This window comes from Halapricum salinum (assembly GCF_004799665.1).
Lineage (GTDB): Archaea > Halobacteriota > Halobacteria > Halobacteriales > Haloarculaceae > Halapricum > Halapricum salinum.
Genome location: NZ_CP031310.1, coordinates 2,760,957 through 2,779,616, shown reverse-complemented (window position 1 = coordinate 2,779,616; position 18,660 = coordinate 2,760,957). Strand labels below are relative to the sequence as shown.

At 63.2% G+C, this 18,660-nt stretch carries 21 protein-coding genes; 19 read left to right on the top strand and 2 right to left on the bottom strand.

Annotated features, from left to right (window positions below):
* Nucleotides 1-101 precede the first annotated feature (101 nt).
* Nucleotides 102-971, top strand: coding sequence for an NAD(+)/NADH kinase (locus DV733_RS13640; RefSeq protein ID WP_049992544.1), 870 nt, complete (start codon nt 102-104; stop codon nt 969-971).
* Here DV733_RS13640 and DV733_RS13635 read toward each other — a convergent pair whose 3' ends face one another.
* The gene (locus DV733_RS13635; RefSeq protein WP_049992543.1) at nt 972-1,262 is read right to left on the bottom strand and encodes a hypothetical protein; all 291 of its coding nucleotides are present in this window, start codon (nt 1,260-1,262) and stop codon (nt 972-974) included.
* Nucleotides 1,263-1,385: 123 nt separating this feature from the next.
* On the opposite strand from DV733_RS13635, the gene DV733_RS13630 reads away from it, so the two are divergent.
* The gene (locus DV733_RS13630) at nt 1,386-1,952 is read left to right on the top strand and encodes a response regulator transcription factor (RefSeq protein WP_049992542.1); all 567 of its coding nucleotides are present in this window, start codon (nt 1,386-1,388) and stop codon (nt 1,950-1,952) included.
* Nucleotides 1,953-1,954: 2 nt separating this feature from the next.
* On the opposite strand, the gene DV733_RS13625 is transcribed toward DV733_RS13630, so the two are convergent.
* Complete coding sequence (locus DV733_RS13625) at nt 1,955-2,536, bottom strand: hypothetical protein (RefSeq protein WP_136342357.1); 582 nt, start codon at nt 2,534-2,536, stop codon at nt 1,955-1,957.
* Nucleotides 2,537-2,686: 150 nt separating this feature from the next.
* Between DV733_RS13625 and DV733_RS13620 the strand changes: the two genes are divergently transcribed.
* The 17 genes from DV733_RS13620 to DV733_RS13540 all read left to right on the top strand — a co-directional run bounded on the left by DV733_RS13620 (nt 2,687) and on the right by DV733_RS13540 (nt 18,610).
* Complete coding sequence (locus tag DV733_RS13620) at nt 2,687-3,100, top strand: response regulator (protein ID WP_049992540.1); 414 nt, start codon at nt 2,687-2,689, stop codon at nt 3,098-3,100.
* A gap of 78 nt (nt 3,101-3,178) precedes the next feature.
* The gene (locus DV733_RS13615) at nt 3,179-3,586 is read left to right on the top strand and encodes an NADH-quinone oxidoreductase subunit A (protein ID WP_049992539.1); all 408 of its coding nucleotides are present in this window, start codon (nt 3,179-3,181) and stop codon (nt 3,584-3,586) included.
* Between the two features lie 2 nt (nt 3,587-3,588).
* Complete coding sequence (locus DV733_RS13610) at nt 3,589-4,287, top strand: NADH-quinone oxidoreductase subunit B (RefSeq protein WP_049992538.1); 699 nt, start codon at nt 3,589-3,591, stop codon at nt 4,285-4,287.
* A gap of 79 nt (nt 4,288-4,366) precedes the next feature.
* Nucleotides 4,367-6,049, top strand: a complete 1,683-nt coding sequence (locus DV733_RS13605) for an NADH-quinone oxidoreductase subunit D (RefSeq protein WP_049992537.1) — start codon at nt 4,367-4,369, stop codon at nt 6,047-6,049.
* Entirely contained in the window at nt 6,046-7,098 is a 1,053-nt protein-coding gene (locus DV733_RS13600) for a complex I subunit 1/NuoH family protein (protein ID WP_049992536.1), read from the top strand. Before DV733_RS13605 ends, DV733_RS13600 begins: the two co-directional genes overlap by 4 nt.
* Before the next feature lie 37 nt (nt 7,099-7,135).
* Nucleotides 7,136-7,597, top strand: a complete 462-nt coding sequence (locus DV733_RS13595; RefSeq protein ID WP_049992535.1) for a NuoI/complex I 23 kDa subunit family protein — start codon at nt 7,136-7,138, stop codon at nt 7,595-7,597.
* A 376-nt stretch (nt 7,598-7,973) separates the two neighbouring features.
* Nucleotides 7,974-8,198, top strand: coding sequence for a hypothetical protein (locus DV733_RS13590; RefSeq protein ID WP_136342356.1), 225 nt, complete (start codon nt 7,974-7,976; stop codon nt 8,196-8,198).
* 165 nt (nt 8,199-8,363) lie between these two features.
* Nucleotides 8,364-8,639, top strand: a complete 276-nt coding sequence (locus DV733_RS13585) for a 6TM ABC transporter family protein (RefSeq protein WP_136342355.1) — start codon at nt 8,364-8,366, stop codon at nt 8,637-8,639.
* Nucleotides 8,640-8,725: 86 nt separating this feature from the next.
* Entirely contained in the window at nt 8,726-8,998 is a 273-nt protein-coding gene (locus tag DV733_RS13580) for an NADH-quinone oxidoreductase subunit J (RefSeq protein ID WP_049992532.1), read from the top strand.
* Nucleotides 8,995-9,318, top strand: coding sequence for an NADH-quinone oxidoreductase subunit J family protein (locus DV733_RS13575; protein ID WP_049992531.1), 324 nt, complete (start codon nt 8,995-8,997; stop codon nt 9,316-9,318). The genes DV733_RS13580 and DV733_RS13575 overlap by 4 nt, the downstream gene beginning before the upstream one ends.
* Nucleotides 9,315-9,617, top strand: coding sequence for an NADH-quinone oxidoreductase subunit NuoK (nuoK, locus tag DV733_RS13570; RefSeq protein ID WP_049992530.1), 303 nt, complete (start codon nt 9,315-9,317; stop codon nt 9,615-9,617). The genes DV733_RS13575 and nuoK overlap by 4 nt, the downstream gene beginning before the upstream one ends.
* A gap of 2 nt (nt 9,618-9,619) precedes the next feature.
* Nucleotides 9,620-11,662, top strand: a complete 2,043-nt coding sequence (nuoL, locus tag DV733_RS13565) for an NADH-quinone oxidoreductase subunit L (protein ID WP_049992529.1) — start codon at nt 9,620-9,622, stop codon at nt 11,660-11,662.
* Nucleotides 11,663-13,210 (top strand): complex I subunit 4 family protein, encoded by a 1,548-nt coding sequence (locus tag DV733_RS13560; RefSeq protein ID WP_049992528.1) that lies wholly within the window; start codon nt 11,663-11,665, stop codon nt 13,208-13,210.
* A complete protein-coding gene (locus DV733_RS13555; protein ID WP_049992527.1) occupies nt 13,210-14,715 on the top strand; it encodes an NADH-quinone oxidoreductase subunit N in 1,506 nt (501 codons plus the stop codon). The genes DV733_RS13560 and DV733_RS13555 overlap by 1 nt, the downstream gene beginning before the upstream one ends.
* 59 nt (nt 14,716-14,774) lie before the next feature.
* Nucleotides 14,775-15,230, top strand: coding sequence for an NUDIX domain-containing protein (locus tag DV733_RS13550; protein WP_049992526.1), 456 nt, complete (start codon nt 14,775-14,777; stop codon nt 15,228-15,230).
* Nucleotides 15,231-15,535: 305 nt separating this feature from the next.
* Nucleotides 15,536-17,596, top strand: a complete 2,061-nt coding sequence (gene uvrB, locus DV733_RS13545; protein WP_049992525.1) for an excinuclease ABC subunit UvrB — start codon at nt 15,536-15,538, stop codon at nt 17,594-17,596.
* Between the two features lie 45 nt (nt 17,597-17,641).
* Complete coding sequence (locus DV733_RS13540; protein WP_049992524.1) at nt 17,642-18,610, top strand: alpha/beta hydrolase; 969 nt, start codon at nt 17,642-17,644, stop codon at nt 18,608-18,610.
* Nucleotides 18,611-18,660 lie beyond the last annotated feature (50 nt).

Genomic DNA, 18,660 nt, shown 5'->3' with positions numbered 1-18,660 from the left:
TTCGGCGTGGCCATGCATACCTCTTTCTCCGGACCCGGATTAATACTGCCGGCTCGCACGGCTTCGCCTGGGTTTAATTGCTGGCACTCGTAGCCGGGGGTATGAAGGTTGGACTCGTCGGACAGAAGGACAACCCGCGTGCCAGATCACTCGTCGAGACGATCGGTCGGCACCTCCGGAAGATCGACGTCGAAGTCGCCGTCGACGAAGTGACCGCTGGTGCGCTGGACGCCGATCAACACCGCGGATACGGTCCGACCGGCGATCGGTTCGGACCGGAGACGGTCTCCGTCGAGGACCTCCACGGCTGTGATCTCGTCGTCAGTATCGGCGGTGACGGGACGTTCCTGTTCGCCGCTCGCGGCGTCGGAGACACACCGATCGTCGGCGTCAACCTCGGAGAAGTTGGCTTTCTCAACGCCATCGCTCCCGACGACGCGATCGACGCCATCGAATCCATCGTCGAAGAGCGTCGCGAAGCAGGAGAGATTGCCACCCGGGAGATGCCACGGGTCCGGGCCTCCGGTGCCGACTGGGCGCTCCAACCAGCGCTCAACGAGGTTGTCATTCAGGGGCCACAGCGAGGCCACGGCAACGGGATCGGCGTTACGGTACGTGTCGACGGATCACTGTACACCAGCGGCCATGCCGACGGCGTCCTCGTTGCGACCCCGACCGGCAGTACCGCCTACAACCTCAGCGAAGCGGGGCCACTGGTCCATCCGTCGGTTTCGGCGTTAGTCGTCACGGAGATGGCAGCCGAACTCGAGATGCCACCGCTCGTCGTCGACAACGACAGCGAGGTGACCGTCCGCGTCGAAGACGCCGAGCACGCGACAGTCGTCAGCGACGGCCGCGTCGCCGAAGAGATCGAGGTACCGACGCAGGTGACACTGCAGCGGGCGGCGGATCCAGTCAGAGTCGCGGGCCCTTCGCTGGACTTCTTCACCGCGCTCGGAAAACTGGAATAGTTACTTTCTGGCAGTCACGTACAGTATTGGGCTCGACAGCACGAGAACCAGGCCGAAGAACTTGTACGCGAGTGGTTCACTCAGCAGGCTGCTGTCGGCAGCGACGAGCATCGATGTCGGCGTCGCGACGAAGATGACGCCGAACAGCATCGTATTCAGTGCCAGCACTTTTCGTGAGCGAACGACGAGTGCGGCGATGACGGCCAGACCGAACAGCAGCAGAAACGCGTCCCCGACGTTGTATTTCAGCAGGATGCTGTCGATCACCTGCAGGGGTAGTGACGTCGCCATTCTTGTTTGCACCTGGCCGGGTCGCAGTCTTTAAACTTCCGTTACAGTCGGCCGGCGGATACCTCGGAACCGGACGGTGCCACGGTGATGTTTTATACACGTGGCCGTCTGAGTCTCTGACACATGGCTCCTGACGACGCGACCGTGTTGATCGTCGACGACGAACGGGAGGTCGCCGACGTCTATGCCCTTCGGTTGCGTGACAGCTACGAGACCGAGACTGCCTACGGTGGCGAGGACGCACTCGCGAAGATCGACGACACCGTCGACGTGGTTCTGCTGGATCGACGGATGCCGGACATCTCCGGCGACGACGTCCTCGAAGAGATCCGTGATCGAGGACACTCCTGCCGCGTCATCATGATCACTGCGGTCGACCCGGACTTCGAGATCCTCGACATGAAGTTCGACGATTACCTCTGCAAGCCCGTCGAAAAGGCGGATCTCGAACAGGCGATCGAACAGCAACTGGCCGCCCGACGGTACGACGAGCGGCTGTCAGAATACATGAACGTCACGTCGAAACTCGCCCTGCTGGAAGGGGAGAAGACCCCCGAACGGCTCGCAGACAGCGACGTCGAATCGCTCCGGGAGCGTGCCGCAGAACTGCGTGAAGAACTCGACGACGCACTGGAGTCGTTCGATGACATCGACACGGCCTTCAGAGAGATCGAGCGAACCCCTGGATAGCACTACCGACGCCGAGCGACGGCGTACGCAACGAGAGCGAGCAACAGCACAACGGTACTTCCAGCCAGAACGATCCCAGTACCGAAGGCGCTCTCGGTCGTGTCGTCCGCACCCACGACGACATCGACAGTGCCACGCTCCGTGGTCAGGTAGGGTGCTCCCGCCGGCGGAAGCACGGACGCGGCGTCGATCGAAAGCGTCTCCGTCCCGTTCGACCGCGCAGCGAGCGTCAGCGTGAGAGCTTCCACCGTCGGGCCGTCGCGCGCGAGTCCGGACGCCGAGACGTTCAGTCGGCTTCCGTTCGGGCCGACTGTTACGGTCGCCGTTCCGCTCGATACGCTGGCGTCGGTGATCGCGACGACGGCTTCGGAATCGGTCGAGAGAGAGAGGTCGTAGGTGTCGACACCGTCGTCTGCGCGGTCGACGACGACATCGACCTGGACCTTCGCCCCCGAATCGATCGCGACCGTCTCGGTCGTGAACCCCACCGAGACAGATCCGTGACCGGCGACGATGCCAGCGGTAACAACGAGGGTGCTCGCGAACAGGAGTCCAACGACCGTCGCTACCATCCGTCTGGACATCGGCCGAGGGTACGGTCGACGAAAGGTTCAATGTGTCGAACAAGTGGACGACAGACCACAGCGTAGGGGTGCCGTTTGGACCCCTTTTTTCAGCGCGAGAAACCACTGGGCTATTTTTAGGGGAACGACGACAGTTGTACGACATAACAGATGCAAGCCGAACCGGCTGACCGGGCAGAAGCGAGCGTTCGAGTGCTCGTCGTCGACGACGATCCGTCGGTGGCGACGTTGGCTGGCGAGTACCTCGACCGGGCGGCCGACGTCCGCGACGTGGTCGTCGAGACCGATCCGCGAGCGGCGCTGGAGACCGTCGAATCGGACTGCGAACTCGATGCGGTCGTCTGTGACTTCAAGATGCCGACGCTGGACGGTCTCGAACTGTGTCAGAAGATCAAACATCAGCAACCGGAGCTCCCATTCGTGCTCTTTACCGGCTCGGCGAAGTACAAACTCGCGGACCGCCCGGGTGTCGAAGACGTCGACGCGCTCGTGATCAAAGACGGCGAGCGGGGCCGTTACCGGCGTCTCGTCGAAGAAGTGCTCGCGGTCGCAACCAGTGCGTGAAGACCCAGAAAGCGTTGCCGGCGACTGCAACACTGAACCCTTATATGCGACGGCTACTAAGCGCCGCTCAGGAGTCTTATGAGCAATCCGTGGATAGCGATCGGCGCGCTGGCGCTCGTCGCGGTCATCATCCCAGTGGCGATGATGGTGGTCTCGGCGCTGTTACGCCCGCGCGTCCCCGAACTGAGTAAACGCGCCACGTACGAGAGCGGGGAGGTCCCGACGGGCGACACGCGCATTCGTTTCAACATCCAGTACTACATGGTCGCGCTGTTGTTCGTCGTCTTCGACATCGAAACTGTCCTCATCTTCCCCTGGACGGTCATCTACAACGACGCCGTGACGGAGGTCGGGATGATGCGAGCGCTGGTCCCGATGCTCGTGTTCATCGGCATCCTCGTCGTGGGCCTCGGCTGGGCGTGGCGAAACGGCGCCGTCCGCTGGGTGCGTAGCCCCCGGGCGCAACGCCAGAAGGTCGAACGGTAACCATGAGTAGTGAACAGACACCACCGGCCGGCAGTACAGGCGGGAAATCAACCCAGGAAGCGCGTATGGGCGAGGGCGTCGACGACCGATTCAACTCGCGGCTTCGCGAGGCGTTCGGCACGTCGCCGTTCATCCTCACGAAGTTCGACAAGTTCATGAACTGGGTCCGCGGCTCGTCGATGTTCATGCTGCAGTTCGGGATCGCCTGCTGCAGCATCGAGATGATGCACACCTACTCGGTCAAGCACGACCTCGACCGATTCCACGCTGGTGTGCCCCGCGCCTCACCGCGACAGGCGGACGTCATCATCGTCCCCGGGACGATCGTCTCGAAGTTCGCCCCGCGGATGAAGCGCGTCTACGACCAGATGCCCGAGCCCAAGTTCGTCATCGGCATGGGCTCGTGTACGATCTCCGGTGGCCCCTTTCAGGAAGGCTACAACGTCGTGAAGGGCGCAGAAGAGGTCATCCCGGTCGACATCCACGTCCCCGGTTGCCCGCCACGGCCCGAGGCGCTGATCTACGGGGTCGCCAAACTGCAGGAGCAGATCGCACACGGCGAGACCGCTCCCGTGACGGTCAAGCCCTACGAACTGGAGGAGTTCGGCGACCTCGAACGCGACGAACTCGTCCAGCACCTGGCCGATCAGATCGACGAAGAGGACCTCGTCATGCGGTACAACTGGACTGATTCGCCATGATTTCCGATAGACGTTCCTGCTCGCGTACGCTCGCAATCTGCGACTATCGACCCCACACTCGACACCGGAGGTGTCTCGCATGAGTTTAGAAGAACCAGTCCCGGACACCACCGAGGAAGTCGGCGTGACCGAGGACGGCCTCGACTACGACGCACTGGAGGCGCTCGTCTCCGAGCACGTCGTCGACCGCGAGAGCCACGTCAACGCCGAGGCGTTCGTCGTCTATCCCGACGCCATCCAGGACACGCTCTCGACGCTGAAAGAGGAAGCGGGCTTCGATCACTGCTCGTGTGTCACCGCACAGGAGTACGAAGACCGCTTCGAGTCTATCTATCATCTGAAGAAGTTCGACGATCCGACCCAGCAGTTGAGTGTCGTCGTCCCGACGACGAAGGACGACCCGATCTCCGAGAGCGCCGAACCGGTCTTCCGGACGGCCGACTGGCACGAGCGCGAGGCCTACGACCTCGTCGGGATCGATTACGACGACCACCCCGACCTGCGGCGAATCCTCCTGCCCGAGACCTGGCAGGGCCACCCGCTCGGCCAGGATTACAACCAGAACCAGCCACAGATCGTCCCGCTACGCGAGCACGCTAATCCACTCGAACAGGATCATCGCGCGGGCGAGGACTCGGACACGATGTTCATCAACATCGGTCCCCACCACCCCGCGACTCACGGCGTCCTGCACGTGAAGACGGTGCTGGACGGCGAGCAGATCGCCGATCTGGAGCCCGACATCGGCTATCTCCACCGCTGTGAGGAGCAGATGTGCCAGCAGTCGACCTACCGCCACCAGATCATGCCCTACCCCGACCGGTGGGACTACACGCCCGGTGGCATCCTCAACGAGTGGGCCTACGCCCGCGCGGCAGAGTCGATGGCCGACATCGACGTGCCCGAGTACGCCCAGGTCCTGCGGACGATGTCCGCAGAGCTGACGCGTATCTGTGCGCACATGCTCGCGCTCGGGACCTTCGGACTGGACGTCTACGGCGATTTCACGGCTATCTTCATGTACGCGGTCCGGGATCGCGAGATCGTCCAGAACATCCTCGAAGACCTGACCGGCCAGCGGTTGATGTTCAACTACTTCCGGCTTGGCGGGGTCTCCTGGGACGTTCCCGAGCCCCGCGAGGAGTTCTTCGAGAAGATCCGGGACTTCCTCGACGACCTGCCCGAGCGGATCGAGGAGTATCACGATCTGGTCACGGGCAACGAAATCTTCCAGATGCGCTGTGTCGACACCGGCGTGCTCCCGCCGGAGGTCGCGAAGAACTACGGCGCGACCGGTCCAGTCCTCCGGGGATCGGGCGTCGACTACGACCTGCGGCGTGACGATCCCTACGGCTACTACGACGAACTCGACTGGGACGTCGTCACCGAGGACGGTTGCGACAACTACGCTCGCGTCCTCGTCCGGATGCGCGAGGTCGAGGAGTCCGCGAAGATCATCGACCAGTGTGTCGACCTGCTCGAAGACTGGCCCGAGGAGGAACGCAAGATCCAGTCGAACGTCCCACGCACCCTGCGCCCGGACGCCGACAAGGAAGTCTACGAGGCCGTCGAGTGCGCCAAGGGCGAACTCGGCATCTACATGCGCAGCGACGGCACGGACAAGCCGGCGCGGTTCAAGATCCGCTCGCCGTGTTTCTCGAACCTGCAGACGCTGCCGGAGATGAGCGAGGGCGAGTACATCCCTGACATGGTCGCCTCGCTGGGTAGCCTCGACATCGTGCTCGGGGAGGTCGACCGATGACCGAGACACCGCTGCCCGACACGCTGTCGGGGCTGCTCGGCCTCGGTGGGTTCGGGATCGCCGGCGAACTGCTCGCCGGCATCCTCGCCTCGGCAATCGTCGGCACGTTCATGCTTCTCAATACCGCCCTCGCTGGTCCGTGGGCAAAACGGAAGATCACGGCAGCCTTCACCGACCGGATCTCCGTGAATCGAATCGGTCCGGCCGGGATCGGGACCATCGTCGTCGACGCCGTCCGTCTGCTCAGCAAAGAGCTGATCATCCCCGAGGACGCCGACCGCCCGGCATACGACATCGCGCCGCTCGTGCTGGCCTCCTCCGCGTTGCTCGGCTTCGCGGTCATCCCGATGGGCAACGGCATCCAGGTCGCCGACCCCGAGATCGGGCTGGCCTACGTGTTCGCGGTCGCCTCGATCGCGTCGCTGGGGCTGGTGATGGCCGGCTACGCCTCGAACAACAAGTATTCGTTCCTCGGCGGGCTCCGCGCAGTGGCGCAGAACCTCGCCTACGAGATCCCGCTGGTGCTGACGGGCGCGTCGGTCGTCATCTTCGCGGGCTCGCTGCGGATGAGCGAGATCGTCGCGGCACAGTCGGGGACGCTGTTCTCGCTGGGGCCGATCTCGGTGCCGGCGTGGTTCGCGTTCGTCAACCCGTTCGCGTTCGCGCTGTTCTTCGTCGCGAATCTGGCGGAAGTCGGCCGTAACCCCTTCGATATCCCCGAAGCGCCGACCGAGATCGTCGCCGGCTACCAGACCGAGTACTCCAGTGTCTACTTCGTCCTGTTCTATCTCGGGGAGTTCATCCACATCTTCCTGGGTGGGGCGATCATCGCCACGCTGTTCCTCGGTGGACCGGCCGGCCCGGTCCTGCCGGGGATCGTCTGGTTCACGATCAAGATCTGGGCGGTGTTCTTCTTCACCCAGTGGGCCCGTTCTGCGGTCCCGCGTGTCCGGATCGACCAGCTCATCCAGATCGGCTGGAAGGGCATGCTGGTGCTGAGCTTCGCGAACCTCGTGCTCACGGCGGTCATCGTCGGGGTGATCGCATGAGTTCTCAGTCTCTGTTCCACATCGGAGGTGACCTACAATGATCGGCATCCTGAAATCGATGGCAACGACGATGAAGCACGCGCTCGACGGCCAGACGTTCACCGTCGAGTACCCCGAAGACACGCCGGAAGTGAGCCCGCGATTCCGCGGCGTTCACAAGTTCAGCCAGGAGCGCTGTATCTGGTGTCGCCAGTGCGAGAAGGTGTGTCCCAACGACACGATTCAGATCGTGCAGGACGAACAGCGCAACGGCGAGCAGTACAACCTTCACATCGGCCAGTGCATCTACTGCCGACTCTGCGAGGAGGTCTGTCCCGTCGACGCCATCCTGCTGACCCAGAACTTCGAGTTCACCGCGGACACGAAAGACGAGTTCGCCTACAACAAAGAGCAACTCAAGAACGTGCCGTGGTACAAGGATATCGACCCGCTTGCGTCGCGTGAGCCGGATCGCGGTGCGTGGATTGGCGAAGGCGAAGGCGAAGTGGACTATCAGTAGGCAAGTGTACGGCGCGAGCGAAGTGAGCGCCGTTTCGCTCGACCGAGCGAAGCGAGGTCGAGGTGTTTTTCCCCACGTTCGGTAGAGCGGAGCTCTACCGCAGCCCATCAGAAGTCCTCGACTTCTGAGGACGTTTTTGCCGCGAGTGGTACCCGGAGGCCGAAGGCCGAGGATACCCGACGCGGGAAAAAGTGGTGGCCCGAAGGCGAAGTCGACTATCAGTAGAACGTACGCGCCGAAGGCACGTTTCTCTGGAATCGAACAAAGTGGGTCAGTGCAGCCACTAGGATGGGAATTTTCAGGATCGTGTAATCCTCGAAACCTATTGAATAGCGACTGCAGTCAGTGGTAATTGTATGAGTCGCATGCTGTCCCGGTGGATCGCCGTGGTAGGTGGGCCGTCCTCACCGGCGCGGCCGCAATGCTCTTGTTCGGCCTGATGGGATTGCTGGTCGGCTTCGTCAGGGGGTTGTTCGTCTTGCTTTCGACCCCCACAGCCTACGTAGAGGCCGAAGCGCGCATCGAGGAGCTCGAAGAACGTGTCGAAACTCTCGAATCAGAACTCGACGTGCATCCGACCAGCGAAGCTGATAGCGAGTGAACCAACGGCGGCCGATCGTCGAGCGGCACGGAGGCGGGCGCTTTGCGACCAGCTTTTTCGAGGAACAGCAGCGAACGCAGTGAGCGAATGCGACGAAGGATACGGTGGTTGGTATCGGTACCGAAACCACAAATACTATTCGCGTGATGGCTGAATCACCGCTTCATGAGTTCCGTGAACTGGGGGGGAGTGGGTGCCATGCTGGTGACAGCAGCCGTGGTCGTCCTCACGACGTTGCTGGCGGGTCCCCTCGGATTCGTACTCGGCCTGTTCGCTGTGATCGGTGTCAGTGTCCCGCTGATTCTTCATCGAGACGGGCGGCGCAAGCGCAGCCAGTTGTCCCAGAACGTATCAGAACTGGAGGACCGAGTCGAGCAACTCGAAACTGAATTGCAGATCGCAGATGGAGAAAACGAGAGCGCAGACGAGAGTCCGACATAGATCCGGAAATTATTGCTGCCACACTGTACCACGCGCGCGTTGAGAAAGAAATCTTCAAAGGGCGTCCGTTCGGAGAGCCGAATAGTATGGCATTGTACGAGTCAATCGCTTTTGCGCTGTTTGCCATCGTCACGCTCGGGTCGGCAGCGGGCGTGGTGCTGGTGCGTGACGTCTGGCACGCAGCGCTGTTGCTGGGCGTATCACTGCTCAGCGTCGCTGTCCACTTCGTGATGCTTCACGCTCCGTTCCTGGCAGCGATGCAAATTCTCGTGTACGTCGGCGGGGTCCTGATCCTGATCACCTTCGCCGTCATGCTCACACGACAGAACACCGAGACAGCGAGCGAGGTGGGGTCATGAGACGCCCCCGACTCGCCGAGGATCTCAACCCCGTCGCCGGGCTGGCAGCCGTCGCGCTGTTCGGCGTGCTCGCGGCCGTCTTCCTCAGCGCCGAGTTCGCGTTCCAGAACCCGGGCTTCAGCGCGGACGCCGCGATCACCGAGGGCATCGGCTACGCGCTGTTCGATCTGGTCGGTCAGTCTGATCTGGCGACCGAAGGGTTCCTCTTCGCGTTCATCACGATCGCGATCGTCCTCGACGCCGCGCTCGACGGCGCGATCATGCTCGCGCGTCGCGACGACGAAGAGCAGACTCTGCCCGACGGAGGTGAACGTCGATGATCGACGTCCAGTGGTATCTGCTGCTGTCGGCCGGGCTGTTCTGTATCGGTCTATTCGGCGTTCTGACCCGGCGTAACGCGCTCATCTTCCTGATGTCCGTCGAGCTGATGCTCAACGCAGCGAACATCAACCTCATTGCGTTCTCCCAGCGCTTCGGCCACGTGGACGGTCAGGTGTTCGCGCTGTTCGGGATGGCGCTGGCCGCGGCGGAGGTCGCCATCGGCCTGGGTATCATCCTCGTGTTGTATCGTAACTTCGGTGACATCGACGTGACGGCTCCGACGACAATGCGGTGGTAATCATGACAGGTGCATTCGACCTCGTTCCGGCGATCGCCGTCTTGCCACTCGTCTCGTTCGTGATCGCGCTGTTCGCGGGCAAATACATGCCCAAGAAGGGCGCGCTCGCCGGCATCGCCGCGACTGCCGGCTCGCTGATCCTCTCGCTGTGGGTCGCCCTCACCGTCGCGACCGGTGACGGTGGCTACAACGAGACGCTCTATACCTTCGTCGAGGGAACGGGCACGTTCTCGCTCGAACTCGGCGTCCTGATCGACCCGCTCTCGGCGCTAATGTTGGTCATCGTCTCGCTCATCTCGCTGCTCGTCCACGTCTTCTCGCTGGGCTACATGAACGACGAGGGTGAGACCGGCCTGCCACGCTACTACGCCGGGCTCGGCCTCTTTACGTTCTCGATGCTCGCGTTCGTGTTCGCCAGCAACATCCTCATGGCGTTCATGTTCTTCGAGCTCGTCGGTCTGTGTTCGTACCTGCTGATCGGCTTCTGGTTCCGCGAGGAGGGACCGCCGAGCGCCGCGAAGAAGGCGTTCCTCGTGACCCGGTTCGGGGACTACTTCTTCCTCGTCGGCGTGGTCGCCATCTTCGCGATGTTCCCCGCGACCGCGGGTCGCTTCGCCGGCGAGGGTTCGTTCCCGGCGGCGGCACAGGCCGCGATCGAATCCGGCCAGACGTTCTACGGCTTCGAGGCCCAGACCGCCATCACGATGGCCGGGCTGCTCGTGCTCGGCGGCGTGATGGGCAAGTCCGCGCAGTTCCCGCTGCACACCTGGCTGCCAGACGCCATGGAAGGCCCGACGCCAGTCTCGGCACTCATTCACGCAGCAACGATGGTCGCGGCCGGCGTCTTCCTCGTCGCCCGGATGTACGGCTTCTACGCGCTCAGCCCAACCGCCCTCGGAATAATCGCCTTCGTCGGTGGGTTCACCGCGCTGTTCGCAGCGACGATGGGCGTCGTCAAACAGGAACTCAAACAGGTGCTGGCCTATTCGACCATCTCCCAGTACGGGTACATGATGCTCGCGCTGGGCGGTGGCGGCTACGTCGCGGCGGTCTTCCACCTGACGACCCACGCCGTGTTCAAAGCGCTGCTGTTCCTGGGTGCCGGGTCGGTCATCATCGCCATGCACCACAACGAGAACATGTGGGACATGGGCGGCCTGAAAGACCGGATGCCCGTCACCTACTGGACGTTCCTCGCGGGCTCGCTCGCTCTCGCCGGCATCTTCCCGTTCGCGGGCTTCTGGTCGAAAGACGAGGTGCTGTTCGAAGTGCTCATCCACGGGCTGGGTGACAGCCCACTGCTGCTCGGCGGCTACGCGATGGGGCTGCTCGCCGTGTTCTTCACTGGCTTCTACACCTTCCGGATGGTGTTCCTGACGTTCCACGGCGAACCCCGCTCGGATGTCGCAGAGGACCCCGAGCCGGTTCGCTGGAACGTCAAGGGCCCGCTCGCGGTCCTCGGTGCGCTCGCGGTCGTCCTCGGGGCGATCAACATGGTCCCGATCAAGAAACTCACGGGCGCGAAGATCGACTACCTCCACCAGTGGCTCGACATGGCGCCCGAAGGATTCCTCACGTCGGTCCACCACTACGCCGGTGACACGGGGCTGCTCCACGACTACGCGGGTTACACGAAGGGCTATCTGGCCGGTGAGACGGGGACCGTGCTGATCGGTGCCGCGATCTCGCTGGGACTCGCCCTCGCGGGCGTCCTGCTGGCCTATCGGCTCTACAACGTCCCGCGTCCCGAAGAACACACGGACAGACTCGGTCGCGCGAAGACGATCCTCATGCACAACTACTACCAGGACGAGTATCAGGTCTGGCTGGCGACCGGCGTCACGCTCCCGGTCGCGAAGGCCGCAGACACGTTCGATCAAGGTATCGTCGACGGCGTCGTCAACGGCATCAGCAGCGTAAGCCGGTTTTCCGGCCGCGGGCTGCGCCGTCTCCAGACGGGCGTCGTGAGTAACTACGCGGCACTCCTCACGCTGGGGCTGGTGCTGCTCGTCGCAGCCTTCGGTCTGATGGGAGGGTGGTTCTAGATGCTGATCGAAGCCCTCCTCGCACTGACGCTCCTCGGTGCGGGCGTCGTCTTCTTCGCGCCTGACGAGTACGCCGGTAAACTGGCCGCTGCACTCAGTCTCGTCCCCCTTGTGGGAAGCGCCTGGATGTGGCTGAACTACGAGGCGACGGGCAACGCCTTGCTCGGTGGCGACCTCGCGTTCGAGACGACCGCCGAGTGGATCGATCTCGGACCCTACGCGATCCAGTGGCACGTCGGGCTCGACGGCGTGAGCATGCCGCTGATCGTGCTGACGACGATCCTGACGACGATGGCGATCGTCTCGGCCTGGACGCCGATCGACGAGCGCCAGAGCCAGTTCTACGGCCTCGTGCTCCTGCTAGAGTTCGGCCTCCTCGGTGTGTTCGCGGCACTCGACTTCTTCGTCTGGTTCGTCTTCTGGGAGGTCGTCCTCGTGCCGATGTACTTCCTCATCGCCATCTGGGGCGGTCCGCGCCGGAAGTACGCCGCGATCAAGTTCTTCGTCTACACCAACGTCGCGAGCCTGATCATGTTCGTCGGGTTCCTGACGCTGGTGTTCTCACTCGGTGATGCGATCACCGCGATCGATCTACCACAGATCGCACAGGCGCTGCAGGTCGAGGGTGCAGTCGAACCGATCAGCGTCTTCGAGTCTGCCTCACAGGTCAAGCTGTTCGCGTTCGCGCTGATGTTCTTCGGCTTCGCGGTGAAAGTCCCGGTCTTCCCGGTCCACACGTGGCTCCCGGACGCCCACGTCGAGGCCCCGACACCGGTGTCGGTGCTGCTGGCGGGCGTCCTCCTGAAGATGGGGACCTACGCGCTGCTGCGATTCAACTTCACGATGCTGCCCGACGTCGCTGCTGATCTCGCGGAGATCATCGCGATTGTCGCGGTCCTCAGCGTGATCTACGGCGCGATGCTGGCGCTGGCCCAGCAAGACCTCAAGCGTATCGTCGCGTACTCGTCGATCTCCTCGATGGGCTACGTCATCCTCGGACTCGTCGCCTACACGACCCACGGCGTCGGTGGCGCGACCTTCCAGATGATCAGCCACGGGTTCATCTCCGGGCTGATGTTCATGGTAGTCGGCGTCATCTACAACGAGACCCACACCCGGATGGTCGGCGACATGTCCGGCATGGCCGATCGGATGCCCTGGACGGTAGGCATCTTCGTCGCAGCTGCGTTCGGCTACATGGGACTGCCGCTGATGAGCGGGTTCGCCGCAGAAGTACTGGTCTTCCTCGGGTCGTTCGGCTCGGAGACAATCGCGTGGGCCCCGATCTACACCGGGGCGGCGATGTTCGGTATCGTCATCGTCGCGGGCTACCTGCTGTGGGCGATGCAGCGGACGCTGTTCGGCGAATTTTCGCTCTCGACCGACTACGAGGTCGGTCGTGCGCCGCTGCACGACGTGGCGCCGCTGGTCGTCCTGCTGGCCTGTGTGATCGTCCTCGGTGTCAACCCAGACATCTTCTATGGGATGATCCAGGAGGCAGTCAATCCGATCCTTGAGAACGCGCCCGACGTTGGAGGTGGTCTGTGATGGCTGAACTAGTCCAACTACCCGAGTGGGCCGCGACGGCGCCGACGCTCGCGCTGGTCGCAACCGCGCTCGTGTTGTTCCTGATCGACAGTATCGAGCCGAAATCCGATTCGGTCAGCCGGACGACGCTCACGGGCGTCGGTTTGCTCGGCTCGTTAGCCTCGCTGGTGCTGTCGGGCTGGTTCCTGATCGCCGGGACTGGACAGGTCGACGGCGCAGTGCGACTGTTCGACGGCAGCATCGTCGTCGACGGGATGAGCCTGTTCTTCTCGTTCCTGGTCGCCAGCGTCACCGCGCTGGTCGTCCTCGCGAGCCACGACTACGTCGAGGGCGAGAACCACCAGGCCGAGTACTACTCGCTGGTCTTCCTGGCGGCGACCGGGATGTCGATGGTCGCCTCGGTCAACAGCCTCGCGGCGGCGTTCGTCGCCATCGAACTGGTCTCGCTGCCATCGTACGCCCTGGTCGCGTACCTCAAACACAACCGCGGCTCGGTCGAGGCCGGCCTGAAGTACTTCCTGATCGGTGCGCTGTCCTCGGCGATCTTCATCTACGGGATCAGTCTCGTCTACGGGGCGACCGGCGCGTTCCGCTTCGACCGGATCGCACAGGCGGTCGGCACGACGCCGGTCGATGGCGTCCTCGGCCTTGGAATCCTGATGGTCGTCGGCGGCATCGCATTCAAGACTGCCGCCGTGCCGTTCCACTTCTGGGCCCCGGAGGCCTACGAGGGCGCGCCCGCGCCGATCTCCGGGTTCCTCTCGTCGGCCTCGAAGGCCGCCGGATTCGTGCTCGCGTTCCGCGCGTTCACGACCGCGTTCCCGCTCGACGCCGTCTCGGGGACCTTCGACTGGGCGCTGGCGTTCATGGTGCTCGCCGTGGTGACGATGACGCTCGGCAACTTCGCGGCCGCGACCCAGGAGAAGGTCAAGCGGATGCTGGCGTACTCCTCGATCGGTCACGCCGGCTACGTCCTGATCGCGCTGGCTGCGATCACCGGGACCGGAAACGACAGCCTCGTCCTCGGCGCGGGGATGATGCACCTGCTCGTCTACGGCTTCATGAACACGGGTGCGTTCCTGTTCATCGCGCTGGCGGAGTACTGGGGCATCGGCCGCGAGTTCGAGGACTTCAACGGACTCGCGAAACAGGCCCCTGTCGCCTGCGTCGCGATGACGATCTTCATGTTCAGCCTCGCCGGCCTGCCGGTCGGGGCAGGGTTCTTCTCGAAGTACTTCCTGTTCTGGGGCGCGCTCGGGGCAGGCCTGTGGTGGCTGGTCCTCATCGCTGCCGCCAACAGTGCGCTGAGCCTCTACTACTACTCGCGGGTCGTCAAGGCGATGTGGGTCGAAGAACCCGAGACGCCACACGAGATCGAATCGTACCCCACCGCGCTGTACGCTGCCGTGATCGCCGCTGCGGTCGTCACGGTCCTGCTGATGCCTGCGTTCGGGATCGTCTCTGACGAGGCAATCTCGGCTGCTGACGCGCTGTTCATTCCCTGAAACGGATCGCAGTCGTCCGTTTCGGTAGCCATTTTTTGCCTGCCGTCGAAGCGCTTCTCGTGAGTCCCTATTTGTCAGACGAGACCTGGGAGACAGTCGTCCGCTCGGTCCCGCTGGTCTCGGTCGACCTGGTCGTCCACTACGACGGCGGTGTCATCCTCGGAAAACGAACGAACGAGCCAGCCAAAGGCGAGTGGTTCGTCCCCGGCGGAACGGTCCGGAAACACGAATCCCTGGAAGACGCTGTCCAGCGCGTCGCCAACGAAGAACTGGGCGTCGGAGTGACGATCGAACGACGACTCGGAGTCTACGAACACGTCTACGATGTGGCCGACATCGAGGACGCAGGCGGGAAACACTACGTGCCGATCGGATTCGAGGTTCGGGCCGAGAGCGACTCCCTCGATCCGGACGACCAGCACGCCGACCTCCAGGTGTTCGAACCGCCGTTCGAGATCGACCTCCATCCGTACGTCCGGCAGTATCTCGAAGACGCTGGCGTTATGGAGAACTGATGTATCGACGGCCGACTCGCGAGCGCTCTTTGGCGCGAGCAGTCCAGCCGGGAGAGGACTGACTGTATCGACGGCCGACTCGCGAGCGCTCTTTGGCGCGAGCAGTCCAGCCGGGAGAGGACTGACTGTATCGACGGCCGGCTCGCGAGCGCTCTTTGGCGCGAGCAGTCCAGCCGGGAGAGGACTGACTGTATCGACGGCCGGCACGGCTGCGCGTTCGTGCGCAGCCAGTCCAGCCGGAAGAAGACTGACAGCTATCGTCACTACCGAGCGCCTGAAGTGATTTGGGCCCGTGGAATCCGTCAATGACTGATTCAGGCGGCCCGCTCTCGCCGGATCGACCCGACGCCGAACATCCCTTCGAGGTCGACGCGCCCTTCGATCCCGCCGGCGACCAACCCGAGGCGATCGAGCAACTTGCCTCGGGGTTTCAGCAGGGCATGGACAGGCAGACCTTGCTCGGGGTGACTGGCTCGGGAAAGACCAACACTGTCTCGTGGGTCGCCGAGGAGATCCAGCAGCCGACGCTGGTCATCGCCCACAACAAGACCCTCGCGGCACAGTTGTACGAGGAGTTCAGGAACCTCTTTCCGAACAACGCCGTCGAGTACTTCGTTTCGTACTACGACTACTACCAGCCCGAGGCCTACGTCGAACAGACCGACAAGTACATCGAGAAGGACGCCTCGATCAACGACGAGATCGACCGGCTGCGTCACTCCGCGACGCGCTCGCTGCTGACGCGCGATGACGTCATCGTCGTCGCCTCGGTGTCGGCCATCTACGGGCTGGGTGATCCGCAGAACTACGTCGACATGTCCCTGGGGATCGAACGTGGCCAGCAGATCGATCGCGACGAACTACTGGGCCAACTCGTCGATCTGAACTATGAACGCAACGACGTCGACTTCACGCAGGGCACCTTTCGCGTGCGCGGGGACACCATCGAGATCTACCCGATGTACGGCCGGTACGCCGTCCGCGTGGAGATGTGGGGCGACGAGATCGACCGCCTCGTCAAACTCGATCCTCTCGAAGGCGAGATCGTGAGCGAGGAACCCGCGGTTCTGTTACATCCCGCAGAGCACTACTCGATCCCCGAGGAGCGCCTGCAGCGGGCGATCGGCGAGATCGAGGAGCTGATGGATCAGCGCGTGAGCTACTTCGAGCGCCAGGGCGACCTCGTGGCAGCCCAGCGGATCGAAGAACGGACGACCTTCGATCTGGAGATGCTGAAAGAGACGGGCTACTGTTCGGGAATCGAGAACTATTCAGTGCATCTGTCAGATCGCGAGTCCGGGGAGGCTCCCTATACGCTGCTCGATTACTTCCCCGAGGACTTCCTGACGGTGATCGACGAGTCCCACCAGACTGTGCCCCAGATCCGCGGCCAGTATGCCGGCGACAAGTCCCGGAAAGACTCACTGGTCGAGAACGGCTTTCGGCTGCCAACTGCGTACGACAATCGACCGCTGACCTTCGAGGAGTTCGAAGAGAAAACCGACCAGACCCTCTACGTCAGCGCGACGCCCGGCGACTACGAGCGCGAGCACAGCGACCAGATCGTCGAACAGATCGTCCGACCGACCCATCTGGTCGACCCCGAGGTCGAGGTCAGTCCCGCAGAGGGGCAGATCGACGACCTCATGGATCGGATCGACGAGCGCGTCGAACGTGACGAGCGCATTCTCGTGACCACCCTGACCAAGCGGATGGCCGAGGACCTGACGGAGTACCTCGAAGAGGCGGGGGTCGCCGTCGAGTACATGCACGACGAGACCGACACCCTCGAGCGACACGAACTCGTCCGCGGCCTTCGAGCCGGGGAGTTCGACGTTCTGGTCGGGATCAACCTCCTTCGGGAAGGTCTGGACATCCCCGAAGTCTCGCTCGTCGCGATTCTCGACGCCGATCAGGAAGGCTTCCTGCGGAGCGAGACGACGCTCGTCCAGACGATGGGCCGTGCAGCGCGCAACGTCAACGGTGAGGTCGTCCTCTACGCGGACGAGCCGAGCGACGCGATGAACGCGGCCATCGAGGAGACCCAGCGTCGCCGACGAATCCAGCAGGCGTACAACGAGGACCACGGCTTCGAGCCGACGACCATCGAGAAAGAGATCGGTGAGACCAATCTCCCCGGAAGCAAGACCGACACCGGCGGGACGACCGACATGGATCCCGACGACGCCGACGCGGCCGCCCACCTCATCGAGGAACTCGAAGGCCGGATGCAAGACGCGGCGGACAACCTGGAGTTCGAACTCGCCGCGGACATCCGCGACCGGATTCGCGAGCTCCGCGAGGAGTACGACCTCGCCGGCACCGAGGCCGAAGAAGACGGCGTCGTACCAGAACCCGAGTTCTGATCGGCGAGCGGTACAGCTAAATCGCCCCGGGCGCTGGCCACGAACATGACAGAGGATCGAACGTGGTCGCGGAGAGGGGTACTGGCGACGGTGGCCGGGACGGCACTCGCGGGGTGTTCTTCGGGGAGCGAACAGACGACTGGAACGACGACGAACGGGGAACCGTCGACCGAGCCGTCGACGACGACGCGCTCGAGAACACGTCCACCCGAGAACACGCCGCTTCCGACACCCGGAAGCGAGGGCGTGGTGCGAGACGTCGTCTTCCGACGGACACCGGAACGCGACCTGAAACTCGATCTCTACGTCCCCCAGGAGGGCGGGGAACACCCGTTCGTCGTCTTCGCGCACGGTGGAGCCTGGATCATGGGTGACAAGGGAGAACGGCCCATGTTCGACGAGATGGTCGCCGAGGGCTACGCAGTCGCGGACATCCAGTATCGACTGGCTACCGAGAAGAAGTACCCCGCGGCAGTCCGGGATACCGCGGCCGCAGTCAAGTGGGTCCGGGACACCGCACCCTTCGGAATCGACGGAACGGCCGGGGCGCTCGCCGGCTACTCCGCTGGCGCACACCTGGCCGCGCTCGTGGGGTTCGCACCGGAGCACGAGACCTTCCAACCGGTCGAGTTCAAACCTGAGGTCTCGGCGGCCGTCGACGCCGTCGTCGGGTACAGCGGCCCCTACGATTTCACTACCCCCGAATCCGAGGGCAACGAACTCATCGCCAACTTCTTCGGCGAGGACGCGAGCGACGAAACCCTCGCGGAAGGATCGCCAGTGACCCACGTCGACAGCGAGGACCCGCCCGCACTGCTGTTGCACGGCACGAACGACGTGGTCGTTCCGACTCGATCGACGACGGTGCTGGCTGCGGCGCTCAGAGACGCCGGCGTCCCCGTCGAGGAGTTCATCGGCGACGGTGCAGGCCATCGGATGATCAACAATCCCGAGTGGCGCGAACAGACCCTCCCGCTACAGCAACAATTTCTCGACGAGCGCCTCCAGACGTAGCGATGTGCACCCTAAAACAATTGAAATTGTATTAGATAAACTCCTATTGG